Here is an 18,613-nt window from a genome sequence, read left to right as displayed (position 1 = left end):
CTCCTTATTTCTTCGATTTCAACAGGTCGAAGATGATTTTGGCGTGATCCGTATTATCAACTTGACCGGCAAATCGGTCTTTCGCTGGACCAAAAGCATAGACAGGGACGTCTTCACCGGTGTGACCACCTGTCGTCCAGCCTGTGTGTGAGCGTTCGTTGAAGATGGCTTCGATCGCATTATCAACGTCGAGTACTTTCTTCGATTCCGCGGCGCGTGCGACGGACTGGATCTCGTCCTCCGTCAAAGCGAGTCGGTTTTGATCGATGTACGTCGTCAAGGTCTTCCGGACGTCGGCGCCTTCAATGATTTTTGCCGCCATGAAGTCCGGCGTCTTTTTCGCTGCCTTGATCGGCTCGGCGAACCAGTTGTAGATACCGTCTGCTCCGATCGAGTAACCACCGGTCGAATGGTCGGCTGTCGCGACGACGAGTGTATGTTTATCTTTTTTCGCAAAAGCGATCGCTGCTTTGAAGGCACGTTCGAAGTCTTCCATCTCGCTCATCGCCCCGACGATATCGTTATCGTGACCCGCCCAGTCGATTTGGCTTCCTTCGACCATCAAGAAGAAGCCTTTTTTGTTCGAATCGAGACGTTTGATGGCTGAGTTCGTCATCTGCTCGAGAGACGGCACGGTATTCTCGCGGTCGATGCGTTTTGGCAGTCCGCCGTCCGCGAACAGACCAAGAACCTGCTTGTTCTTATCCGCCTGCATTTGATCAAGATCCGTGACATAGCTGTATCCGTCTTTCTTGAACGATTTCGTCAAATCGACATCCGGACGGACGAAGTTCGACTTCCCGCCGCCGAGAAGGACGTCAATCTTGTGTTTTCCGTTGACACGTTCTTTAAAGTAGTCATCGGCGATGGCATTCATGTTCTTGCGGTTCTCATCATGCGCCCCGAACGAGGCCGGCGTCGCGTGTGTGATTTCGGATGTCGCGACGAGTCCTGTCGATTTGCCGCGTTGCTTTGCCGCTTCAAGGACGGTCTTGACTTCCGATTTATCGTTGTCGACAGCGATTGCCGCGTTATATGTCTTGACACCGGACGACATCGCCGTTGCGGCAGAAGCCGAATCGGTTACGTTTTGTTCCGGGTCTTCCGGATACGTCATCTGTTGACCGACCAGATATTGATCAAATGCCGTTTTTTCAGCGATTGGCGTCGCAGGATTGTTTTTTAAATACCGGTGGGCAGAGGTATAGGAGACACCCATTCCGTCACCAATCAAAAAGATGACATTGCGGATTTCCGGTGATTTTGCTGATTTTGTTTTTGCCTCGGCGTCGTTCATTGAGACCATTGTACTGAGAGAGAGTGTGGATAAGGCCATAATAGGAATGATTCGCTTCAACTTCATGGATGTTCCTCCTCAAGGAAAATGAATGGTATGCGCTACTGGGTAAAACCTACAGACCTAACTGTAACGTTCAAATGTAAAACGAACATTTTGCTGATGTAAATTTTCATGAAGAATAGTCAGCAATCCTACAAGGTAAGAGATAAGACCTGAATGAAAAGGTGTAAGAACTGGGGAGAAAGGTAATAGCATAGTATAGGCAATTGAAACATTTTCCATTAAGAACACGTAAAAAGAGATAATCAATGAACACGTAAAAAGAGATAATCAATTTCAAGGAGGAATGACGATGAAGAGAACAAGGTGGATGACAGTTGGTTTCCTCACGGCGACGATTGGGCTGGCTGGGTGTAATGACCAGACCATAGAAGATGGTGGAGGGACGAACGGTTCGAAACAGCTTTCGAATACGGAATTGCTGAAAAAAGCAACGGCTGCGCAGGAAGAAATCGAATCGTTTCACATGGAAGGCGACATGACCTCGGATGCTGGAGAGATGTCGGTGAATCAAAAGGTGGCGGTCGACATCATTCAAAAACCGCTTGCGATGCATCAAATCGTTAATATGAAAAATCCACAGGATGGAAAAGACATTCGGGTGGAGAACTATATCATGGATGATAAATTGTACATGTCGCAAAATAACCAGTGGTTTGTTCAGGACATCTCGGAGCTTGGTGACATGATGGAAGGTATGAAGTCAAATGCCTCAACTGAACAAAATCTAAAGCTGCTCAAGAAATATAAAGACAGCTGGACAGTTAAAAGAGAAGGAAATGTCTATCAGATTGACGTTGATTTAAAGGGAGACAAGTTGAAAGCGTTTATGAAAGATTCGCTGGAACAAACAGGACAGCTTGCTCCGATGAAGGATGTCATCGATCAAATTGATTACAAAAAGATGGTCTACTCGATGACGTATGACGCCAAAACGTATTATCCGAAAACACTTGATATGGAAATGGCGTTTGAAGTGGACGGACAATCGGAATTTACGATGAAAAACGAATCAACGTTCTCAAAATTTAATGAAATCAAATCGATTGATTTACCGGCGGAAGCCAAAGATGCGCAGGCTTTACCGAACGGAAATCAGTAAAAAAGTGGGAGACGGATCGTTTAAGATCCGTTTCCCACTTTCGTTTTGCCGATCAGACTTGAAACTGCCGAAGTACGGTATGCAGTGACTCAGCTTGTTGCTGACTGGTTGCAGTTTGATGGCGGACATCACGGAAAGCTTCGACGGAGTGACCAATCTGTTCAGACATCGACTGTGTTCCTTGCGCTCCGTCATTGACAGTTACAGCGACATCATGAATGACGCCTAACATATTGGCGGTTAACTCCTGCAACTGTGCTGCCTGTTCTGCGAAAGTGTCAGCAGCAGAACCAAACACGTCAGCATCTGCCCGGTATTGAATCGAGGCGTCTTCGAATAAATCATAGTCATGGACGACCTTCGTATCGATGAAGGATAACATATCGCCCGACGCTGCATTGAGCTGTTCAACGGAATCGATGACGGACAGCGAGACGGTTTGAATCTGTTCGACTGTATTTCGACTGCCCTCTGCCAGTTTCCGGATTTCTTCCGCTACGACGGCAAATCCACGTCCGACTTCACCCGCGCGGGCGGCTTCAATCGAAGCATTTAATGCCAACAGATTCGTTTGTGCGGCAATTGACAAGACAGCGTCCGATAAAACCGAGATTTCCTTAACTGCTTTTGCCCGGTTCATGGCTTCTTCGAGCCGGATTTTTGTTTCCGTTAAAATATGAGTGGCCGATGACTTAGCGTCAGTCGCAACAACGTGCAGGGCATGAGCACGCTCATCAACTTCTTGTGCTTGTTTGCCATTATTCCGTGCCATCGTGACAATGGTTTGAATCGTTGTTTCCATGTCGATGGCAGAGGAGTTCATTTCCTCGGCGGAAGCAGCTGTCTCCTGCATACCGGCAGATAATTGCTCAATCGTATGAGAAGTCGTTGCCATTTCCTGATCGAGTTCTCCAATCCGCTCCGCGACTTGTTTCGAGGTCGAGACGACATGAGTCGTCGTCTCATCGACTTGTACGATGATACTGCGTAAGTGAATGATGAACTGATTCATGGAATCTGCGATTTGTCCGATTTCATCATGACGGACTACATCGATCTGAGCTGTTAAGTCTCCGCCCTGTGTTGCCAGTTCATGTGTCTTTTCCTGCAATTGGTCTAACGGTTTGAAAATCGACCGCAGAATCAGGAACGTAAAGATGATGCCGAGCAGACTGATCAGACCGATGATGGAAAAGAGCAGGATATACGCTTGGTTTGCGGATTCCGTAATGCTGTTGCCGGTCTTCTCGGCTTGTTTATTGTTATAAGCGACGATTTTTTTTAGACTGTCGGAAACCGCAAAGTACGAGTCTCGGCTCGTTCCTTCGAAGTAAGTGACAGCTTCCTGTTTCGTTTCCGGCGTACTGAGACGAAGCAGTTCATTTGTCGTCGTCTTAAATCGCTGTAGATTTTTTTCGAGTGCATCAAATAATGTGCGATCGGATGCTGAATAAATTGTTTTGTTGTATTTTGCCAAATTGGTGTCGACCGTCGCAAGTCCATCGGTCAAGCGTTTGCCGTATTCAGCCTTTGTCACTGGATCGTCTTCTTGAATATGCAACAACTGGACACGACGTAAATCAGACAGTGCAGTATTCGTTTCATGTGACAAGTTCAGACCGGGAATCCAGGAAGAAGTGATGGTTTTGCTTTTTTGATTGGCAGTATTAAGTGAAAATGCCCCAAACAAACCGACTGCGATCAGGCTGAGCAAAAGAATGGAGGACAATAAGACTAACTTCGTTTTAATCTTCATCATGCACGCTCCTTTTTGCAAAATGAACAACAATCCAACTATCTGTAATATAACAAGTTGCTTTCGGAATTTACTTTTATTTGAAAAATATAAGTTGGACAATCACATGTAGTTGAAATCATATGTTGACAATAATCTGTAAATTCTGAAAAATAGAGAAGTATACATACTGAATTGAAGGAGGGGAAAGAATGGGAACATCGTTTAGTGATTGGATCAGCACGGTATCGGACTTTGTTTGGGGGCCGCCGTTGCTCGTCTTTTTGGTCGGTACGGGGATTTACTTGACGATACGATTGGGATTCATTCAGATTACCAAGCTTCCGTATGCGTTGAAACTGGCATTCACAAAACATCAGGATGATACATCCGAAGGGGACATCAGTCACTTTCAAGCGCTGATGACGGCGCTCGCCGCAACGGTTGGAACGGGGAATATCGTTGGGGTGGCGACGGCCGTCGTACTCGGGGGACCGGGCGCGCTCGTCTGGATGTGGTTATCGGGATTGTTCGGGATGGCGACGAAGTATGCCGAGGCGATTCTCGCCGTCAAATATCGGGTCGTCGATGAGAAGGGACAAATGGCCGGGGGGCCGATGTACTATCTCGAACGGGGACTAAATCAAAAATGGTTGGGCGTTCTATTTGCGGCGTTTGCGTCGCTTGCTGCCTTCGGAATCGGAAACGGTGTTCAGACGAACTCTGTCGCCCTTGCGATGAAGTCGACGTTCGATGTCCCGTTGTATGTGACAGGAATCGTTTTGATGATAGCGACAGGAGTTGTCATTCTCGGTGGAGTTAAATCGATCGGGAAGGTCGTCAGTTATTTTGTTCCGTTCATGATTTTCTTTTATGTCGGAAGTGGTCTCTTGATCATGGTCATGAACTACGAATTGATTCCGGGTGCCATCTCGACGATTTTCAGCAGTACGTTCTCAAACGAAGCGATTACCGGTGGAGCAATCGGAGCGGCGATTCGTTACGGGGTTGCGCGTGGGGTGTTCTCGAATGAGGCGGGTCTCGGTTCTGCGCCGATTGCAGCTGCCGCTGCAAAAACGGATTTTCCGGGTCGGCAGGCGCTGGTCTCGATGACACAAGTATTTCTCGATACACTTGTCGTCTGCTCGATTACCGGATTGACGCTCGTCATGGGTGGTCAGCTGGATACGAAATTAGAGGGTGTCGAGTTGACGACAGCGAGTTTTGAAGTGTTCCTTGGACCGGCCGGAAAATACATCGTGACGATCGGACTCGTCATGTTTGCCTTCTCGACGGTCCTTGGTTGGTCGTATTACGGGGAAAAGTCTATCTATTATCTGTTTGGTCAAAAATCGATTTTACCGTACCGGATTATGTTTGTCCTCGTCGCGGGTCTTGGAGCGATGACGACGAACTTGAATATGGTTTGGGCGATCTCAGATGTCTTCAACGGACTGATGGCGATTCCGAACTTGATCGGATTGATTGGATTGTCCGGTGTCGTCATTGCCGAAACCCGGCTGTTCCGGGAACAGCTGAAACGGGAGGAAGCAAATCGACGCATTTCATAGAGATATACAAAACCCCGCACTCTCGTTTGAGAATGCGGGGTTTGTTTGATTAAGTCGTTTGATACAACATGACCGATTCATACGGTCGCAATGTGACTTGTCCCGACGTCTCTAAAAAATCAGGATAGTTTTGAATCAACACCTGATGGTCCAACCACTCATTCGGTAACGTGAACGAACAATCCGTACCGTAAAAGTTCGACAAGACGAGTAGTTGTTCGTCGTCGGTCGTCCGTTCGTACGCCCAAATCGATGGATCATCTGGTGTCAAAAGTTGATAACGGCCGTTTGTCAAAACGTCATACTGCTTGCGTAACTGAATCAACCTTTTGTAATGATAGAAGACGGAATCAGAATCTGCGAGTGCTGCTTCAACATTGATCGAAGCGTGATTCGAAGGCACCGGAATCCATGGTGTCGCCGTGGAAAAGCCGGCGTGCGGTGATGCATCCCATTGCATCGGTGTCCGGGCATTATCGCGTGACTTTTGGCGGATGGCCGCAAGAATGTGGTCACGTGTCTCACCTTGTGCTGTTTTTTCAGTGTAGGCGTTCAGCGTCTCAACATCCCGGTAATCGGTTAAATCCGTGAAGTCTGGATTCGGTGTTCCAATTTCTTCCCCCTGGTAGATATAAGGTGTTCCTTGCAGACCGTGCAGTGTTGTCGCGAGCATCTTCGCACTTTCGATCCGGTAGATTGTATCATCACCAAACCGGCTGACAACGCGGGGTTGATCATGGTTACACCAGAAAATCGCATTCCAGGCGTTCCCTTGCATCCCGACCTGCCAGTCGGAGAGAATCCGTTTCAACTCGAGGAAATCAAACGGTGCTGCCGTCCATTTCTCTCCATTGGGATAATCGACTTTTAAATGGTGGAAATTGAACGTCATCTTCAGTTCCTGCTCATTCGTATTCGAGTAACGTAGACAGTGGTCGAGTGTCGTCGAGGACATCTCACCAACCGTCATCAAGTCGTGACCGGCAAAGACACGTTGGTTCATTTCCTGAAGGTAGTCATGCACACGGGGACCATCCGTATAGTATTTCCGGCCATCCCCGGTCGGATCGTTTTCGAAGCGGTCATCTTTTGAAATCAAGTTGATGACGTCGAGTCGGAAGCCGCGGACCCCTTTATCGCGCCAAAATTCCATCATCCGATAGACAGCGTCCCGGAGCTCCGGATTTTCCCAGTTGAGATCGGCCTGTGTCTCGTCAAATAAGTGCAGATAATATTTACCGGCGACTTCGTCAAATGACCAGGCCGGTCCGCCGAATTTGGACACCCAGTCCGTTGGTTCGTCCCGCCAGATGAAGTAGTCGTGGTACGGATTGTCCGGGTGTCGTCCTTGCTGAAACCATTCATGATCGGTCGAACAGTGGTTGACGACAATGTCCATCATGACGGACAACTGACGTTTTTTTGCTTCTGCAATCAGTTCGTCGAAGTCTGCCATCGTGCCGTAAGACGGGTCAATCGTGTAATAGTCACTGACATCATAGCCGTTATCGCGTTGCGGCGACGCATAGACCGGTGTCAGCCACAAGTAATCGACACCAAGTCGCGCCAAGTAATCAAGTTTCGCTGTCACACCACGAAGGGTACCGGTCGGCTTGCCTTCCGGACTGTAAAAACTTTTCGGATAAATTTGATAGACGGCGGATTTACGCCAGTCGGTTGTCGTAAGGGTCATATCAGGTCACACCTTTCTAAAAACAGTTATGCGGCCTCTTTGAGTGCCGCTTTGCGGGCACGTTTCGTCGAGACATAATGGAACAGGAACGTACAGACAATCGGAACGATGATCGCGATGACCATCCCGATGATGAATGACAGAATCGATCCCGGAACGATGGAGATGAAGGCGGGAAGACCACCAACACCAATCGCCGGTGCGAGGACTCCGCTGACAGCGATGAATGAAGACGCAATCGCGGATCCGACCAGTGCCGCGTAAAACGGATATTTGAACCGGAGATTGACTCCGAACATGGCAGGTTCGGTGATACCGAAATATGCCGAAATGGCGGAAGTCGACGCCATATTTTTATCATTGGCGTTTTTCGCGAGGAATAACATCGCAAGCGTCGCCGATCCTTGGGCGATGTTCGAGATGGCAATCATCGGCCAGATAAACGTCGTCCCGCTTTGACCAATCAGTTGCAGATCGACCGCGATGAACATATGGTGCATACCCGTGATGACGAGTGGGGCGTAAAGAGCACCAAATAATAATGCACCAAGCAGTGGGACGGCTTCAAACGTATTGACGACGCCGATCGTAATCCAGTCCCCGATTTGACGGGTAACCGGTCCGATGACAGCAAGTGCCAAAAAGCCGGTTAAGGTGATCGTCGTGATCGGGACGACCAGCAGTTGAATCGCGTTTGGGACACGGTTCTTGAGCCAGCGTTCGATTGTACCTAAGACGTAAGCGGCGGCGAGAACCGGTAAAATCTGTCCTTGATAGCCAACTTTTTCGATTTCAAATAAGCCGAGGATATTGAACGTCGGAATATCCCCTTTTAAGGCACTTTGACCGTAATTCCAAGCGTTTAAGAGATCCGGGTGCACGAGCATCAGTCCCATGACAATCCCGAGGATTTCACTGCCACCGAATCGTTTCGTGGCGGACCAACCGACGAGTGCCGGCAGGAAGACAAACGCGGTATTCGCCATCATATTGATCAAATCCCATAACCCTTGCAGGTTCGGATACCGTTCGATCATCGTCTTACCGCCGAATTCGATTCCAAACAGATTATTGATTCCCATTAATAGTCCGGCGACGATGATAGCAGGGATGATAGGCATGAAGACATCGGAAAAGACTTTGATTAATTTTTGGAATGGATTCATTTTCGAGGCACCGGACGATTTGACGTCGGCAATCGTCGTTGCCTGCAAGCCGGTCAATTGAATGAACTCAGCATAAACACGATCAACATCTCCGGCACCGATGACGATTTGATAGACACCGGCATTCAAAAAAGCGCCTTTGACAAGCGGGACTTCAAGTAACGCGTCTTGCTCAACTAAACTTTGATCTTTTAAAGTCAAGCGCAGGCGGGTAACACAATGGGCCGCTTGCTCGACGTTGTCTTTACCACCGATTCGTTCGATGATCTGTTCTGCGATTTGCCGATAGTTGGGTTTCATCTCACATTCTCCTTTTGGATTAAACTGAAGACTCATTTGAAATGAAAACGTTTTCTTATTTGCGCACACTTATCTTAACTTATCTATATAAGTTAAGTCAACAACTTATATAGATAAGTTTAAAAAGGTATAAAAAAAGGATGAATCCGTTTCTAAAACGTTTTCATCCTTGATGATCTGTCCTCTGTTTAACGACGTGCGATATCCGTGAATTGAAACTTATCGAGCCGGTGGCGCGACTGTGTTCGTTCGAAGTGTTGTCCCTCATAGTAATACGTATCGTTCGTAATGACGATGACGTGTGAGGTGCCCTCTAAATCAAGATACTGTTGATCTTCTGCTGTCGCCGGTTGTGCCTCGATTTTTCGTTTGGCGTAACTGATCTGCCGTCCGAGTGTCTGCTCGATATAGTGGTAAATCGACTCACCGGCAATCTCTTTCGTCAAACCGGGTACGAGCGATGTGACGAACAGATTAATGTCGAAGATGACCCGTTCACCGTCAATTGCCCGGACCCGTTTAATCTGGGTAAGTGACGTGCCGGGCGCGACATGAAATAAGTGGGCAAGTTCTTCGGTGGCTTCTATCAGATCACAGGAGATGACATCCGTTTTAACGTCATGGGCCCCCATTTGCTTGTGGGCTTCAGAAAAGCTGACGATGCCGTTGAATTGAAAGGCAATCGCGTCCTGACTGAGCACGAAGACGCCTTTGCCCTGATGTTTGCGGACAAAACCTTTGTCCTGCAAGGCGTCAATCGCTTTTCGGACCGTTCCGCGGCTGGCATCGAATTCCTGTATCAATTCGGTTTCCGAAGGAAGTTTTGTTTCGGCCGGTAATGTTCCGTCTTGGATCCGGTCGACCAATTGCTGATAAATATGAAGGTATTTGGGCATCATGGATTCCGTCCTTTGTTCAAAGCGTTGAAAACAGTGTAGCACGGAATCAACGTTTCCACCCAATCATCCGACGATAGGAACTGAAGGCGGGCCAGGCGAGAATCGCGACGGCGAGCCAGTACAACAGTTGATTTTCAGACGACAATAGACCGATGACAGCAGCAAGTAAGATCGTTGTGTAGACAGAGAAGACGATGATTAAAAGCGGGTGCATCTTCGGGAAAACCGTGAAGCGGCCAAGGCGTTCGTTTTCACTTTTGACATAAAGCATGCTGCCACAAATCGTCAAGACGAGCACTAAGGCGAGATTGAAGAAGATAGCCGGAGTTACATCCGTCCGTACATTAGCCTCAAACAACAGCGGGAATGGTGAGGTCGTCGTCATCAGGACATCGACGGCTGAAAGAAAGTCCTCGTTTTGCTTCAGTCCGATCGTCGATACAGACAAAATGGAGAAAAACGTTAAGTAATTTAAAAACAGGAAAAATAAACCGAGCAGCAGTTGACCGATGACGTCACCGGCAATCGTACCGGCAAACAGGAAAATACTAAAGATTGCAACGTCAAATAAGAAGTACGTCAGGAAATCGATGAACATGTCTGCTCCCGATAAGTAATCAAACGGATTGATGCCACCGATGCCTTGCAGGAGTAACCAGCTGACGAAAAAGCCAATGATCGGAAAGACAAGCAAAACAACAACGCCGATCCCCCATTTGATCCAGTACAATGCCTTTTTATTGATCGGCAGAGCATGGAGCATCAGACTGCGGCCGCTTCCGCGTTCTTGTCCGAGCATCAAGATCGCGAAGACAGCGATTAAAATCGCACCGAACCCGGCAAAACTCGGACTGACGAGAACAGGCTCGATCAAGTCAGCCTGTACGCCGAGATAATCATCAAAATTATCGATGACCGTATAACTGCCGAATCCGTAACTGAAGACGGCGAGCAGGAAAAGTGAGGCGAGTGGCCAGATGCCTTGTTTGATATGATACCGAATCAGTTGTTTATACATGATGATCGCCTCCAAACGTTCCTAAAAAATAATCTTCGAGTTGAACCGGTAACGCGTCTTTTAGTAACGGATTTGTCTGATCGACGTACATGGCTCCGGCTTCCGAGCGGACAATCAGCGTCACGACCCGACCCGTCCGGGACAAGACATGGACATCATGATGTTGGAAATCCGGAACCGTTTCGTAGGCAAGCTGCCATTTTTGCATACTCGATTTCGCATCTTCCAGTGCCTTCGGTTCTTTGACGAGGTGTTGTTCGATCGTCATGACCCGATCGGCAAGCGAATCGAGCTCTTCTAATTGGTGGGAAGCGATTAAGACGGCTGTTTGGCGTTCTGCGAGCAACGTGACCAGTTGTTTTAAGTAATCCCGTTTGTTGATCCGATCGAGTCCGTCCGTTGGTTCGTCGAGCAACAGGACAGGCGCGTTCGTCGCGAAAGCGAGTTGAAGTAAAAACAGTTGGGCCTGACCTTTTGAGAGAGAGGTGACCCGGCGTCCGCGATCGAGATTCGATGACCGGCAATAATTTTCGATAAAGGTCCGTTCAAAATTCGGATAAAACGCATCGTAAAAGCCAATCAATTCACCAAGTGTCATCTGACGGTAGATTCCGACAGAATCCGGTACTAAAAACAGATGTTGCCGTGCTGCCGGAACGTGGTGGATCGACTCCTGGTTCCATTCGACTTTTCCGCGGGACGGCTCGAGCGCTCCGACGAGTGTCTTCAGTAAGGTTGTCTTCCCGGCGCCGTTTCGTCCGATCAATGCTGTAATCGTTCCGGCGGGTAGTGTGAACGATGCATTTTCATAAATCATTTTGGAATCAATCTGTTTGGTCAGGTGAGACACGGTCAACATGAGGAATCCTCCCTTGTTTGGATAAGTAGTTGATAGAGATCTGCATTCGAGATCGATAGTTCGTTCGCTACGGTACAAAGTGTCTGCACATGCGGCAGGATTGCAGCCTGTTTGACGTGTTCAATGGGCAGGTCGGAAATGAACGAGCCTTTGCCGCGCATCGTGACGATGAAGTTCCGGCTTTCGAGTTCCTGATAGGCACGGGACACCGTATTCGGATTGACGAGCAACGTGCTCGCCAGTTCCCGAACAGACGGCATCTGTTCACCGGACCGAAGCAAGCCGCGGGCAATTGCACGGATGATTTGGGCGACCAGCTGCTCATAAATCGGCAGTGAACTTTTGGGGTCAACCGTAAACATTCGCTTACCTCCTTAAGTGTATTAATTCAATTAGTACACTAATTATAGGAAAAACCTGTCAGGAAGTCAATACAGGGCATATTCGCCAGTACGTACTCGTTTCATTCCGGTAAAATGAAGGAAACGTGATCGGAGGAAAAAAGATGAAATCAACGGGAACACTTTATTTTTTCTGCGGAAAAATGGGTGCAGGAAAATCGACTGCCGCCAAACAGATTGCCGAAGAACAACGGGCCGTTCTTCTATCAGAAGATGAATGGCTAAACGCACTGTATCCGGATCAAATTAAAACGTTTGACGACTATCTCGAACATGCAGCGCAGATGAGACCACTTGTGAAACAACATGTCCAACACCTTCTGGCTGTTGGCGTTGATGTCGTGATGGATTTTCCAGCGAATACGAAAAAACAGCGGAAATGTTTTTTGGACCTGATATCAGAAATCGATGCCCGCCATCAATTGATATTCTTGAATCGGACGAATGAGCAGTGTTTGCGTCAAATTGCTCAGCGGCGTCAGGAACAACCGGAACGAGCCGCTTTTGATACGGAAGCGATATTTCTTCAAGTCACAGATTACTTTGAAGTTCCGATTGCTTCTGAAGGCATCAGGATCGTCGAATGGAAAGGCATGTGACCTTTCTCGAACGTTGAAGTGTTCTCTGCTTCTGTTACACATCATCGGTCGTTTCGTAAAGGCTGGAATATTTGCTATACTGACGACAGAAGAATCATCAGGAAGGATGACCGAGAATGTTAGATCGATTGAGTGCGTTAGAGGACCGATATGAAAAGTTGAACGACCTGTTGGCAGACCCAGCCATCATTAAAGATACAAATCAATTGCGTGAGGTGTCAAAGGAGCAGTCACAACTCGCACCGACCGTTGAGGTCTACCGTGTTTACCGTGACAAGATGGAGGCGTACCAAGAGGCGCGTCACATGTTGACAGACCCGGAGATGCGCGATCTGGCGAAAGAAGAGATTGCTATCCTCGAGCCGGAAATCAAGGACCTCGAGACGAAGCTGAAAGCTCTTCTCTTACCAAAAGATCCGAACGATGATAAAAACGTCATCGTCGAAATCCGCGGCGCAGCAGGCGGCGACGAAGCGGCTTTATTTGCTGGTGATCTCTTTAAGATGTACTCCAAGTTCGCCGAGAAACAAAACTGGAAGATTGAGATCATCGATGCCAGTTATACCGAGCTTGGCGGATACAAGGAAATCATCTTCATCGTCAAAGGCAGCGGGGCCTATTCGAAATTGAAATACGAAAATGGGGCGCACCGGGTGCAACGTGTTCCGTCAACCGAGTCGGGCGGACGGATTCATACGTCGACCGCGACTGTTGCCGTTCTGCCGGAAGCAGAAGATGTCGAAGTCGAGATTCACGATAAGGACGTCCGCGTCGATACGTTCACTTCAAGCGGACCGGGCGGACAGTCGGTCAACACGACTCAGTCGGCAGTCCGGGTCACACACGTGCCGACGGGAATCGTCGCCAGCTGTCAGGATGAAAAGTCACAGATTAAAAATAAAGAAAAAGCAATGAAGGTCTTGCGGGCTCGTGTTTACGACAAGATTCAGCGCGAGCAACAGGCCGAGTACGATGAAAAACGAAAATCAGCGGTCGGAACGGGCGACCGGTCCGAGCGAATTCGGACGTATAACTTTGCACAGAACCGCGTGACGGATCACCGGATCGGTTTGACGATCCAAAAGCTTGACCGGATTCTCCAAGGCGAGATGGATGAAGTCATCGATACACTCGTCATGGAGTATCAGGCCCGGGCATCGGAGGCGGCGAACTGATGCGGATCGCAAAACGTCTCAATCAAGCACAAACGATGCTCGTGACGGCAGGACGCGAGGCCTCGAGTGCCGAATGGTTACTTATGCATGTTTTACAGGTCGACCGGACCGGATTATTGATCCGCTTATCGGACGATCTCGAACCGGAACAGGACCTGTTGTTCAGTGAATATTTATTAGCTCATTTAAACGGGGTTCCAGTGCAACATTTGATCGGCTATCAGCCCTTTTACGGACGTGATTTCCGTGTCTCACCCGCCGTTCTGATTCCGCGGCCGGAGACGGAAGAGTTAATTGAGTTCGTGACAGGACGTCTGCAGGGAGAAACGTTCCAATCCGGTGAAATCGTCGATATCGGGACCGGCAGCGGTGCGATTTGTCTGACGCTCGCGCTTGAACTTGGGCAACCGGTCACGACAGTTGATATCTCAGCGGATGCGATTGCGGTCGCAAAAGAAAATCACCGGATGCTTGGCGGCGACGTGACGTTTTTGGAAGGGGATTTGCTCGCACCGCTCGCGGATGATTCCGTTCGGGTGTTGATCTCGAACCCGCCCTATATTGAAGAAGATGAGTTGCTCAGTGATGTCGTCTTTGACCATGAACCCCACCTCGCGCTATTTGGTGGAAAAGACGGATTAGTGTTCTATCGCCGCCTGATTGAAGACAGCCGTCGGATTTTACGCGATGATTTTCGCCTGATTGCGTTTGAAATTGGACACAATCAAGGGCAAGAAGTGCAAATGATGTTAAAAAAACGTTATCCAACGGTAGAAACGGGTATTTTAAAAGATATAAACGGTAAAGACCGTATCGTGTATGCGGAACGAAAGGATTGTCCAGAGTGAAGACGGAAATGATTCAACATCAGACATTAAATGAAGCGGTACGACTATTACAAGAAGGTGAAGTCGTCGCAATTCCGACGGAGACGGTTTACGGTCTTGCGGGAGATGCGACGAGTGAGACGGCCGTTCGGCGAATTTTCGCCGCGAAGGGCCGGCCTTCCGACAATCCGTTGATTGTCCATGTCGCGTCCGTCGAACAGGCAAAGCAGTTCGTCACTCATATTCCGGAGGTCGCAACCCGGTTAATGGATGCGTTTTGGCCCGGTGCCTTGACGATTATCCTGCAATCGAACGGACGCGCCTCTTCACTCGTCACCGCAGGACTGGATACGATCGGATTACGGATGCCGGACCATTCATTGGCGCTTCAGTTGATCGAAGCGACCGGACTGGGTCTTGCCGCACCAAGTGCCAACCGATCCGGAAAACCCTCACCGACGTCATCTGCGCACGTTGCACATGACCTCTCGGGCCGCATCGCCGCAATCGTCGACGGAGGGGAGACCGGAATCGGTGTCGAATCGACGGTCATTGACTGTACCACGAACCCGCCGGTGATTTTGCGACCGGGTGGCGTGACACGGGAACAGATCCAAACCGTGATCGGAGACGTGGCACTTGATCCCGCCTTATCGATGAAGAACGAGACACCGAAGGCACCAGGCATGAAGTATACACACTACGCACCGGAAGCAACTTTATCCGTTGTAGCGGGTGACCTCTCATTCCTGCAACACGTCATCGATGAGGCCCGCCAAACCGGACAAAAGACAGGCGTCATTCTCTTTGACGGAGAAGACATCGAAGCCGATGTCCGCTGTTTCCTCGGAACGACGATCGAAACAGCCGCGCAGCGTCTTTACGATTGTTTACGGCGATTTGACCAAACGACGGTAGATCAGATTTTTGTACGGGATATATCAGAAGAAGGGGTTGGGCTGGCAGTCCGAAATCGGCTCCACAAGGCAGCAGGTGGTCGGATCATTCGCCCGTAAAGAAGGAGGATACTGAGATGAGCACACGTCGTGTATTGTTTATCTGTACAGGAAACACATGCCGCAGTCCGATGGCGATGGCATTATTACGCTCAAAAGTGGCCGATCAAGAATTTGATGTCCGCTCCGCCGGTCTCCGTTCGATGCAGGGATTCGACGCTTCCGAAAATGCGTTGCAAGTCTTACGCGAGCGCGGGATTGAACTTGAGCACTATACGCAAGTATTTGACGACGTCCTCGGGCGTTGGTCAGACATCATCTTGACGATGACGCGCAGTCATAAACAAGAAGTCGGCGAACGGTACCCGGAACTGAAAGACCGGACGTTTACGCTGTACGAATATGTGACCGGTCTTGAACGCGACATCAACGATCCGTACGGCGGATCGATGAACGTTTACCGGCAGGTCCGGAATGAACTCGAACCCCTCGTCAACCGTCTTGTGTTAAAATTGACGCAGAACGGAAACGGAAGAAAAGCACCGGATAACCGGAAACTTCCGAAAAAACAACCTAAACAAACGGGGGAATCGTAACGATGAAAGTAGCAATTGGAGCAGACCATGGTGGTTTTAAGTTAAAGGCGGAACTGACGGAACTCTTGCAGGAACTCGGAATGGAGTATACCGACTTCGGCACGTATTCGTCCGAATCCATCGATTACCCGGACGTCGCGATTCCGGTTGCGGAAGCTGTCGCGAACGGTGAATTCGACCGCGGCATCTTGATTTGCGGAACAGGCATCGGGATCGGGATCGCTGCGAACAAAGTCAAAGGCATCCGGGCAGCACTCGTCCATGATACGTTCAGTGCGAAAGCGACACGTCAGCACAACAACTCGAACATCTTGACGATGGGCGAGCGTGTCATCGGACCGGGTCTTGCACGCGATATCGCACAAATCTGGTTGGAAACGGAGTTCGAAGGCGGACGTCACGAAAACCGCGTCTGCAAAATTTCGGATTATGAGGTGAAGTAAATGGAGTTGGAACAAATCAAACAAGATCTCGAAGCTTGCCTGACAGAACTGAACGAACGTTTTCCGTTAAAGGGGAAACTGCTCGTCATCGGGTGTTCGACAAGTGAAGTCATTGGTAAACAAATCGGCAAGGCGGGTTCACCGGATGTCGCTGATGCTTTGTTTGATGTCTTTGATACGTTCCGTCGTTCACATCAGGTCGATTTGGCCTTTCAAGGCTGTGAGCATATCAACCGTGCGTTGACGCTCGAACGGCAAATCGTCGAACGGCTTGGTCTTGAAGCCGTCACGGTCGTGCCGGTTCCGGAAGCGGGCGGTTCGATGGCGAGTGCGGCCTATCAACGTTTTTCGGCACCGGTCGTCGTCGAGGCGATTCAAGCTGATGCGGGAATCGACATCGGGGACACGTTCATCGGCATGCATTTGAAGCATGTGGCAATTCCGGTCCGTCTGCCGCACAAGGAAATCGGAGAAGCACATGTGACGGCTGCCGTTACACGACCGAAGTTAATTGGTGGCGCTCGCGCTAAATACGAATGATGTGCGCAAGGGGTTTCATTCCCCTTGCTTTTTTGATGGATTTTTAGAGGGTGCAAGCAATCAATTATTCGTGTTAAGATAGGTTTATCGAAATGAATGGGGGAATTCAGATGGAACAAACACCGCTTACGTATCTGAAACAGCAAGACGAGGAACTCTTTTCGGCCATGCGCAAGGAGCTTGGACGTCAACGCGACAATATCGAGTTGATTGCATCAGAAAACTTTGTCTCGCAAGCTGTCATGGAAGCACAAGGCAGCGTATTGACGAACAAGTACGCAGAAGGTTATCCGGGCCGCCGCTACTACGGCGGGTGTGAGTTCGTGGATTTAGCGGAAAATCTTGCACGTGACCGGGCAAAAGCCATCTTCGGTGCAGAACATGTCAACGTCCAGCCGCACTCGGGTGCACAGGCGAACATGGCCGTGTATTTCACGATCCTCGATCAAGGCGATACGGTCCTCGGGATGAACTTGTCTCACGGCGGTCATCTGACGCACGGCAGTCCTGTGAATTTCTCCGGTGTCCAATACAACTTCGTCGAGTACGGTGTCGATCCAGAAACAGAGATGATCGATTACGATGTCGTCGCGAAGCTTGCAGAAGAACACAAACCGAAATTGATCGTTGCGGGAGCATCGGCTTATCCGCGCGTCATTGACTTTAAACGATTCCGTGAAATCGCGGACAGTGTCGGTGCTTACTTGATGGTCGATATGGCACACATCGCGGGACTCGTCGCGGCAGGTCTTCATCCGAACCCGGTCGAGCACGCACACTTCGTCACGACAACGACGCATAAAACGTTACGCGGACCACGCGGCGGGATGATCCTCTGTAAAGAAGAACATGCGAAAGCCATCGATAAATCGATTTTCCCGGGCATTCAAGGTGGACCACTCATGCACGTCATCGCAGCGAAAGCCGTGGCGTTTGCCGAAGCCCTCGCGCCTGACTTCAAAGACTACATCGGTCAAGTCGTCACGAACGCGAAGGTGCTCGGGGAAGAGTTGACGGCACGTGGACTGCGGATCGTCTCAGGCGGTACCGACAACCACCTCCTGCTTGTCGACCTGCAACCACTCGGAATCACAGGGAAATTGGCGGAACATGCACTCGACGAAGCCGGCATCACGGTCAACAAAAATACGATTCCATTTGACCCGGCGAGTCCGTTCGTCACAAGTGGGATCCGAATCGGAACAGCGGCGATGACATCACGCGGATTCAAGGAAGCGGAGATGAAACAAATCGCGGAATTGATTGAACTTGTGCTGAAAAACCCGGAAGACAATGAAACGCTGACAAGTGCCCACAAGCAAGTCGTGGCATTGACAGGTCGTTTCCCGCTTTACCCGGAACGCGGTTAAGTT

18 protein-coding genes are annotated in these 18,613 nt (G+C 49.4%); 10 read left to right on the top strand and 8 right to left on the bottom strand.

Annotated features, from left to right (window positions below; translation table 11 throughout):
- Positions 1 to 4: 4 nt before the first annotated feature.
- Positions 5 to 1,363: an alkaline phosphatase gene (locus ACHA8N_RS16090; RefSeq protein ID WP_147510230.1), complete on the bottom strand. Its 1,359-nt coding sequence runs from the start codon at positions 1,361 to 1,363 to the stop codon at positions 5 to 7.
- 289 nt (positions 1,364 to 1,652) lie between these two features.
- Here ACHA8N_RS16090 and ACHA8N_RS16085 point away from each other — a divergent pair, with 289 nt between their 5' ends.
- The gene (locus ACHA8N_RS16085) at positions 1,653 to 2,462 is read left to right on the top strand and encodes a DUF6612 family protein (protein WP_147510231.1); all 810 of its coding nucleotides are present in this window, start codon (positions 1,653 to 1,655) and stop codon (positions 2,460 to 2,462) included.
- 52 nt (positions 2,463 to 2,514) lie between these two features.
- On the opposite strand, the gene ACHA8N_RS16080 is transcribed toward ACHA8N_RS16085, so the two are convergent.
- Complete coding sequence (locus ACHA8N_RS16080) at positions 2,515 to 4,218, bottom strand: methyl-accepting chemotaxis protein (RefSeq protein ID WP_393966308.1); 1,704 nt, start codon at positions 4,216 to 4,218, stop codon at positions 2,515 to 2,517.
- Between the two features lie 191 nt (positions 4,219 to 4,409).
- On the opposite strand from ACHA8N_RS16080, the gene ACHA8N_RS16075 reads away from it, so the two are divergent.
- Positions 4,410 to 5,768 (top strand): alanine/glycine:cation symporter family protein, encoded by a 1,359-nt coding sequence (locus ACHA8N_RS16075; protein WP_147510233.1) that lies wholly within the window; start codon positions 4,410 to 4,412, stop codon positions 5,766 to 5,768.
- Positions 5,769 to 5,817: 49 nt separating this feature from the next.
- On the opposite strand, the gene treC is transcribed toward ACHA8N_RS16075, so the two are convergent.
- From treC to ACHA8N_RS16045, 6 genes are all read right to left on the bottom strand, one after another.
- Positions 5,818 to 7,461, bottom strand: a complete 1,644-nt coding sequence (treC, locus tag ACHA8N_RS16070; protein ID WP_393966307.1) for an alpha,alpha-phosphotrehalase — start codon at positions 7,459 to 7,461, stop codon at positions 5,818 to 5,820.
- A gap of 26 nt (positions 7,462 to 7,487) precedes the next feature.
- Positions 7,488 to 8,927, bottom strand: a complete 1,440-nt coding sequence (gene treP / locus ACHA8N_RS16065; protein WP_393966306.1) for a PTS system trehalose-specific EIIBC component — start codon at positions 8,925 to 8,927, stop codon at positions 7,488 to 7,490.
- 188 nt (positions 8,928 to 9,115) lie between these two features.
- Complete coding sequence (treR, locus tag ACHA8N_RS16060; protein ID WP_147510236.1) at positions 9,116 to 9,826, bottom strand: trehalose operon repressor; 711 nt, start codon at positions 9,824 to 9,826, stop codon at positions 9,116 to 9,118.
- Positions 9,827 to 9,872: 46 nt separating this feature from the next.
- Positions 9,873 to 10,844 carry a hypothetical protein gene (locus tag ACHA8N_RS16055; RefSeq protein ID WP_147510237.1) on the bottom strand — a complete coding sequence of 324 codons (972 nt, stop codon included), beginning with the start codon at positions 10,842 to 10,844 and terminating at the stop codon, positions 9,873 to 9,875.
- Positions 10,837 to 11,703 (bottom strand): ABC transporter ATP-binding protein, encoded by an 867-nt coding sequence (locus tag ACHA8N_RS16050; protein WP_393966305.1) that lies wholly within the window; start codon positions 11,701 to 11,703, stop codon positions 10,837 to 10,839. The genes ACHA8N_RS16055 and ACHA8N_RS16050 overlap by 8 nt, the downstream gene beginning before the upstream one ends.
- Positions 11,697 to 12,065: a GntR family transcriptional regulator gene (locus ACHA8N_RS16045; protein WP_012371565.1), complete on the bottom strand. Its 369-nt coding sequence runs from the start codon at positions 12,063 to 12,065 to the stop codon at positions 11,697 to 11,699. The genes ACHA8N_RS16050 and ACHA8N_RS16045 overlap by 7 nt, the downstream gene beginning before the upstream one ends.
- A 143-nt stretch (positions 12,066 to 12,208) precedes the next feature.
- Here ACHA8N_RS16045 and ACHA8N_RS16040 point away from each other — a divergent pair, with 143 nt between their 5' ends.
- The 8 genes from ACHA8N_RS16040 to glyA all read left to right on the top strand — a co-directional run bounded on the left by ACHA8N_RS16040 (position 12,209) and on the right by glyA (position 18,610).
- Positions 12,209 to 12,703, top strand: a complete 495-nt coding sequence (locus ACHA8N_RS16040; RefSeq protein WP_393966304.1) for a P-loop nucleotide/nucleoside kinase family protein — start codon at positions 12,209 to 12,211, stop codon at positions 12,701 to 12,703.
- 116 nt (positions 12,704 to 12,819) lie between these two features.
- Complete coding sequence (gene prfA, locus ACHA8N_RS16035) at positions 12,820 to 13,878, top strand: peptide chain release factor 1 (RefSeq protein ID WP_393966303.1); 1,059 nt, start codon at positions 12,820 to 12,822, stop codon at positions 13,876 to 13,878.
- On the top strand, positions 13,878 to 14,726 hold the full coding sequence (gene prmC, locus ACHA8N_RS16030; RefSeq protein ID WP_147510242.1) for a peptide chain release factor N(5)-glutamine methyltransferase: 849 nt from the start codon (positions 13,878 to 13,880) through the stop codon (positions 14,724 to 14,726). The genes prfA and prmC overlap by 1 nt, the downstream gene beginning before the upstream one ends.
- Before the next feature lie 8 nt (positions 14,727 to 14,734).
- Positions 14,735 to 15,721 (top strand): L-threonylcarbamoyladenylate synthase, encoded by a 987-nt coding sequence (locus ACHA8N_RS16025; protein ID WP_393966302.1) that lies wholly within the window; start codon positions 14,735 to 14,737, stop codon positions 15,719 to 15,721.
- A gap of 17 nt (positions 15,722 to 15,738) precedes the next feature.
- Complete coding sequence (locus tag ACHA8N_RS16020; protein ID WP_026827337.1) at positions 15,739 to 16,257, top strand: low molecular weight protein arginine phosphatase; 519 nt, start codon at positions 15,739 to 15,741, stop codon at positions 16,255 to 16,257.
- A 2-nt stretch (positions 16,258 to 16,259) separates the two neighbouring features.
- Complete coding sequence (rpiB, locus tag ACHA8N_RS16015) at positions 16,260 to 16,700, top strand: ribose 5-phosphate isomerase B (RefSeq protein WP_147510244.1); 441 nt, start codon at positions 16,260 to 16,262, stop codon at positions 16,698 to 16,700.
- On the top strand, positions 16,701 to 17,240 hold the full coding sequence (locus ACHA8N_RS16010; RefSeq protein ID WP_147510245.1) for a TIGR01440 family protein: 540 nt from the start codon (positions 16,701 to 16,703) through the stop codon (positions 17,238 to 17,240).
- A gap of 110 nt (positions 17,241 to 17,350) precedes the next feature.
- Positions 17,351 to 18,610, top strand: a complete 1,260-nt coding sequence (gene glyA / locus ACHA8N_RS16005) for a serine hydroxymethyltransferase (RefSeq protein ID WP_147510246.1) — start codon at positions 17,351 to 17,353, stop codon at positions 18,608 to 18,610.
- Positions 18,611 to 18,613 lie beyond the last annotated feature (3 nt).

The organism is Exiguobacterium sp. S22-S28 (assembly GCF_043359615.1).
Classification (GTDB): Bacteria; Bacillota; Bacilli; order Exiguobacteriales; family Exiguobacteriaceae; genus Exiguobacterium_A.
Note: the sequence above shows the minus strand (reverse complement) of the source record. Positions and strands in the feature narration are given on the sequence as shown.

Excerpts from the sequence above, each read along its gene's own strand:
- ACHA8N_RS16090 (WP_147510230.1), bottom strand. The coding sequence starts at position 1,363 with ATGAAGTTGAAGCGAATCATTCCTATTATGGCCTTATCCACACTCTCT.
- ACHA8N_RS16085 (WP_147510231.1), top strand. The coding sequence starts at position 1,653 with ATGAAGAGAACAAGGTGGATGACAGTTGGTTTCCTCACGGCGACGATT.
- ACHA8N_RS16080 (WP_393966308.1), bottom strand. The coding sequence starts at position 4,218 with ATGAAGATTAAAACGAAGTTAGTCTTATTGTCCTCCATTCTTTTGCTC.
- ACHA8N_RS16075 (WP_147510233.1), top strand. The coding sequence starts at position 4,410 with ATGGGAACATCGTTTAGTGATTGGATCAGCACGGTATCGGACTTTGTT.
- treC (WP_393966307.1), bottom strand. The coding sequence starts at position 7,461 with ATGACCCTTACGACAACCGACTGGCGTAAATCCGCCGTCTATCAAATT.
- treP (WP_393966306.1), bottom strand. The coding sequence starts at position 8,927 with ATGAAACCCAACTATCGGCAAATCGCAGAACAGATCATCGAACGAATC.
- treR (WP_147510236.1), bottom strand. The coding sequence starts at position 9,826 with ATGATGCCCAAATACCTTCATATTTATCAGCAATTGGTCGACCGGATC.
- ACHA8N_RS16055 (WP_147510237.1), bottom strand. The coding sequence starts at position 10,844 with ATGTATAAACAACTGATTCGGTATCATATCAAACAAGGCATCTGGCCA.
- ACHA8N_RS16050 (WP_393966305.1), bottom strand. The coding sequence starts at position 11,703 with ATGTTGACCGTGTCTCACCTGACCAAACAGATTGATTCCAAAATGATT.
- ACHA8N_RS16045 (WP_012371565.1), bottom strand. The coding sequence starts at position 12,065 with ATGTTTACGGTTGACCCCAAAAGTTCACTGCCGATTTATGAGCAGCTG.
- ACHA8N_RS16040 (WP_393966304.1), top strand. The coding sequence starts at position 12,209 with ATGAAATCAACGGGAACACTTTATTTTTTCTGCGGAAAAATGGGTGCA.
- prfA (WP_393966303.1), top strand. The coding sequence starts at position 12,820 with ATGTTAGATCGATTGAGTGCGTTAGAGGACCGATATGAAAAGTTGAAC.
- prmC (WP_147510242.1), top strand. The coding sequence starts at position 13,878 with ATGCGGATCGCAAAACGTCTCAATCAAGCACAAACGATGCTCGTGACG.
- ACHA8N_RS16025 (WP_393966302.1), top strand. The coding sequence starts at position 14,735 with ATGATTCAACATCAGACATTAAATGAAGCGGTACGACTATTACAAGAA.
- ACHA8N_RS16020 (WP_026827337.1), top strand. The coding sequence starts at position 15,739 with ATGAGCACACGTCGTGTATTGTTTATCTGTACAGGAAACACATGCCGC.
- rpiB (WP_147510244.1), top strand. The coding sequence starts at position 16,260 with ATGAAAGTAGCAATTGGAGCAGACCATGGTGGTTTTAAGTTAAAGGCG.
- ACHA8N_RS16010 (WP_147510245.1), top strand. The coding sequence starts at position 16,701 with ATGGAGTTGGAACAAATCAAACAAGATCTCGAAGCTTGCCTGACAGAA.
- glyA (WP_147510246.1), top strand. The coding sequence starts at position 17,351 with ATGGAACAAACACCGCTTACGTATCTGAAACAGCAAGACGAGGAACTC.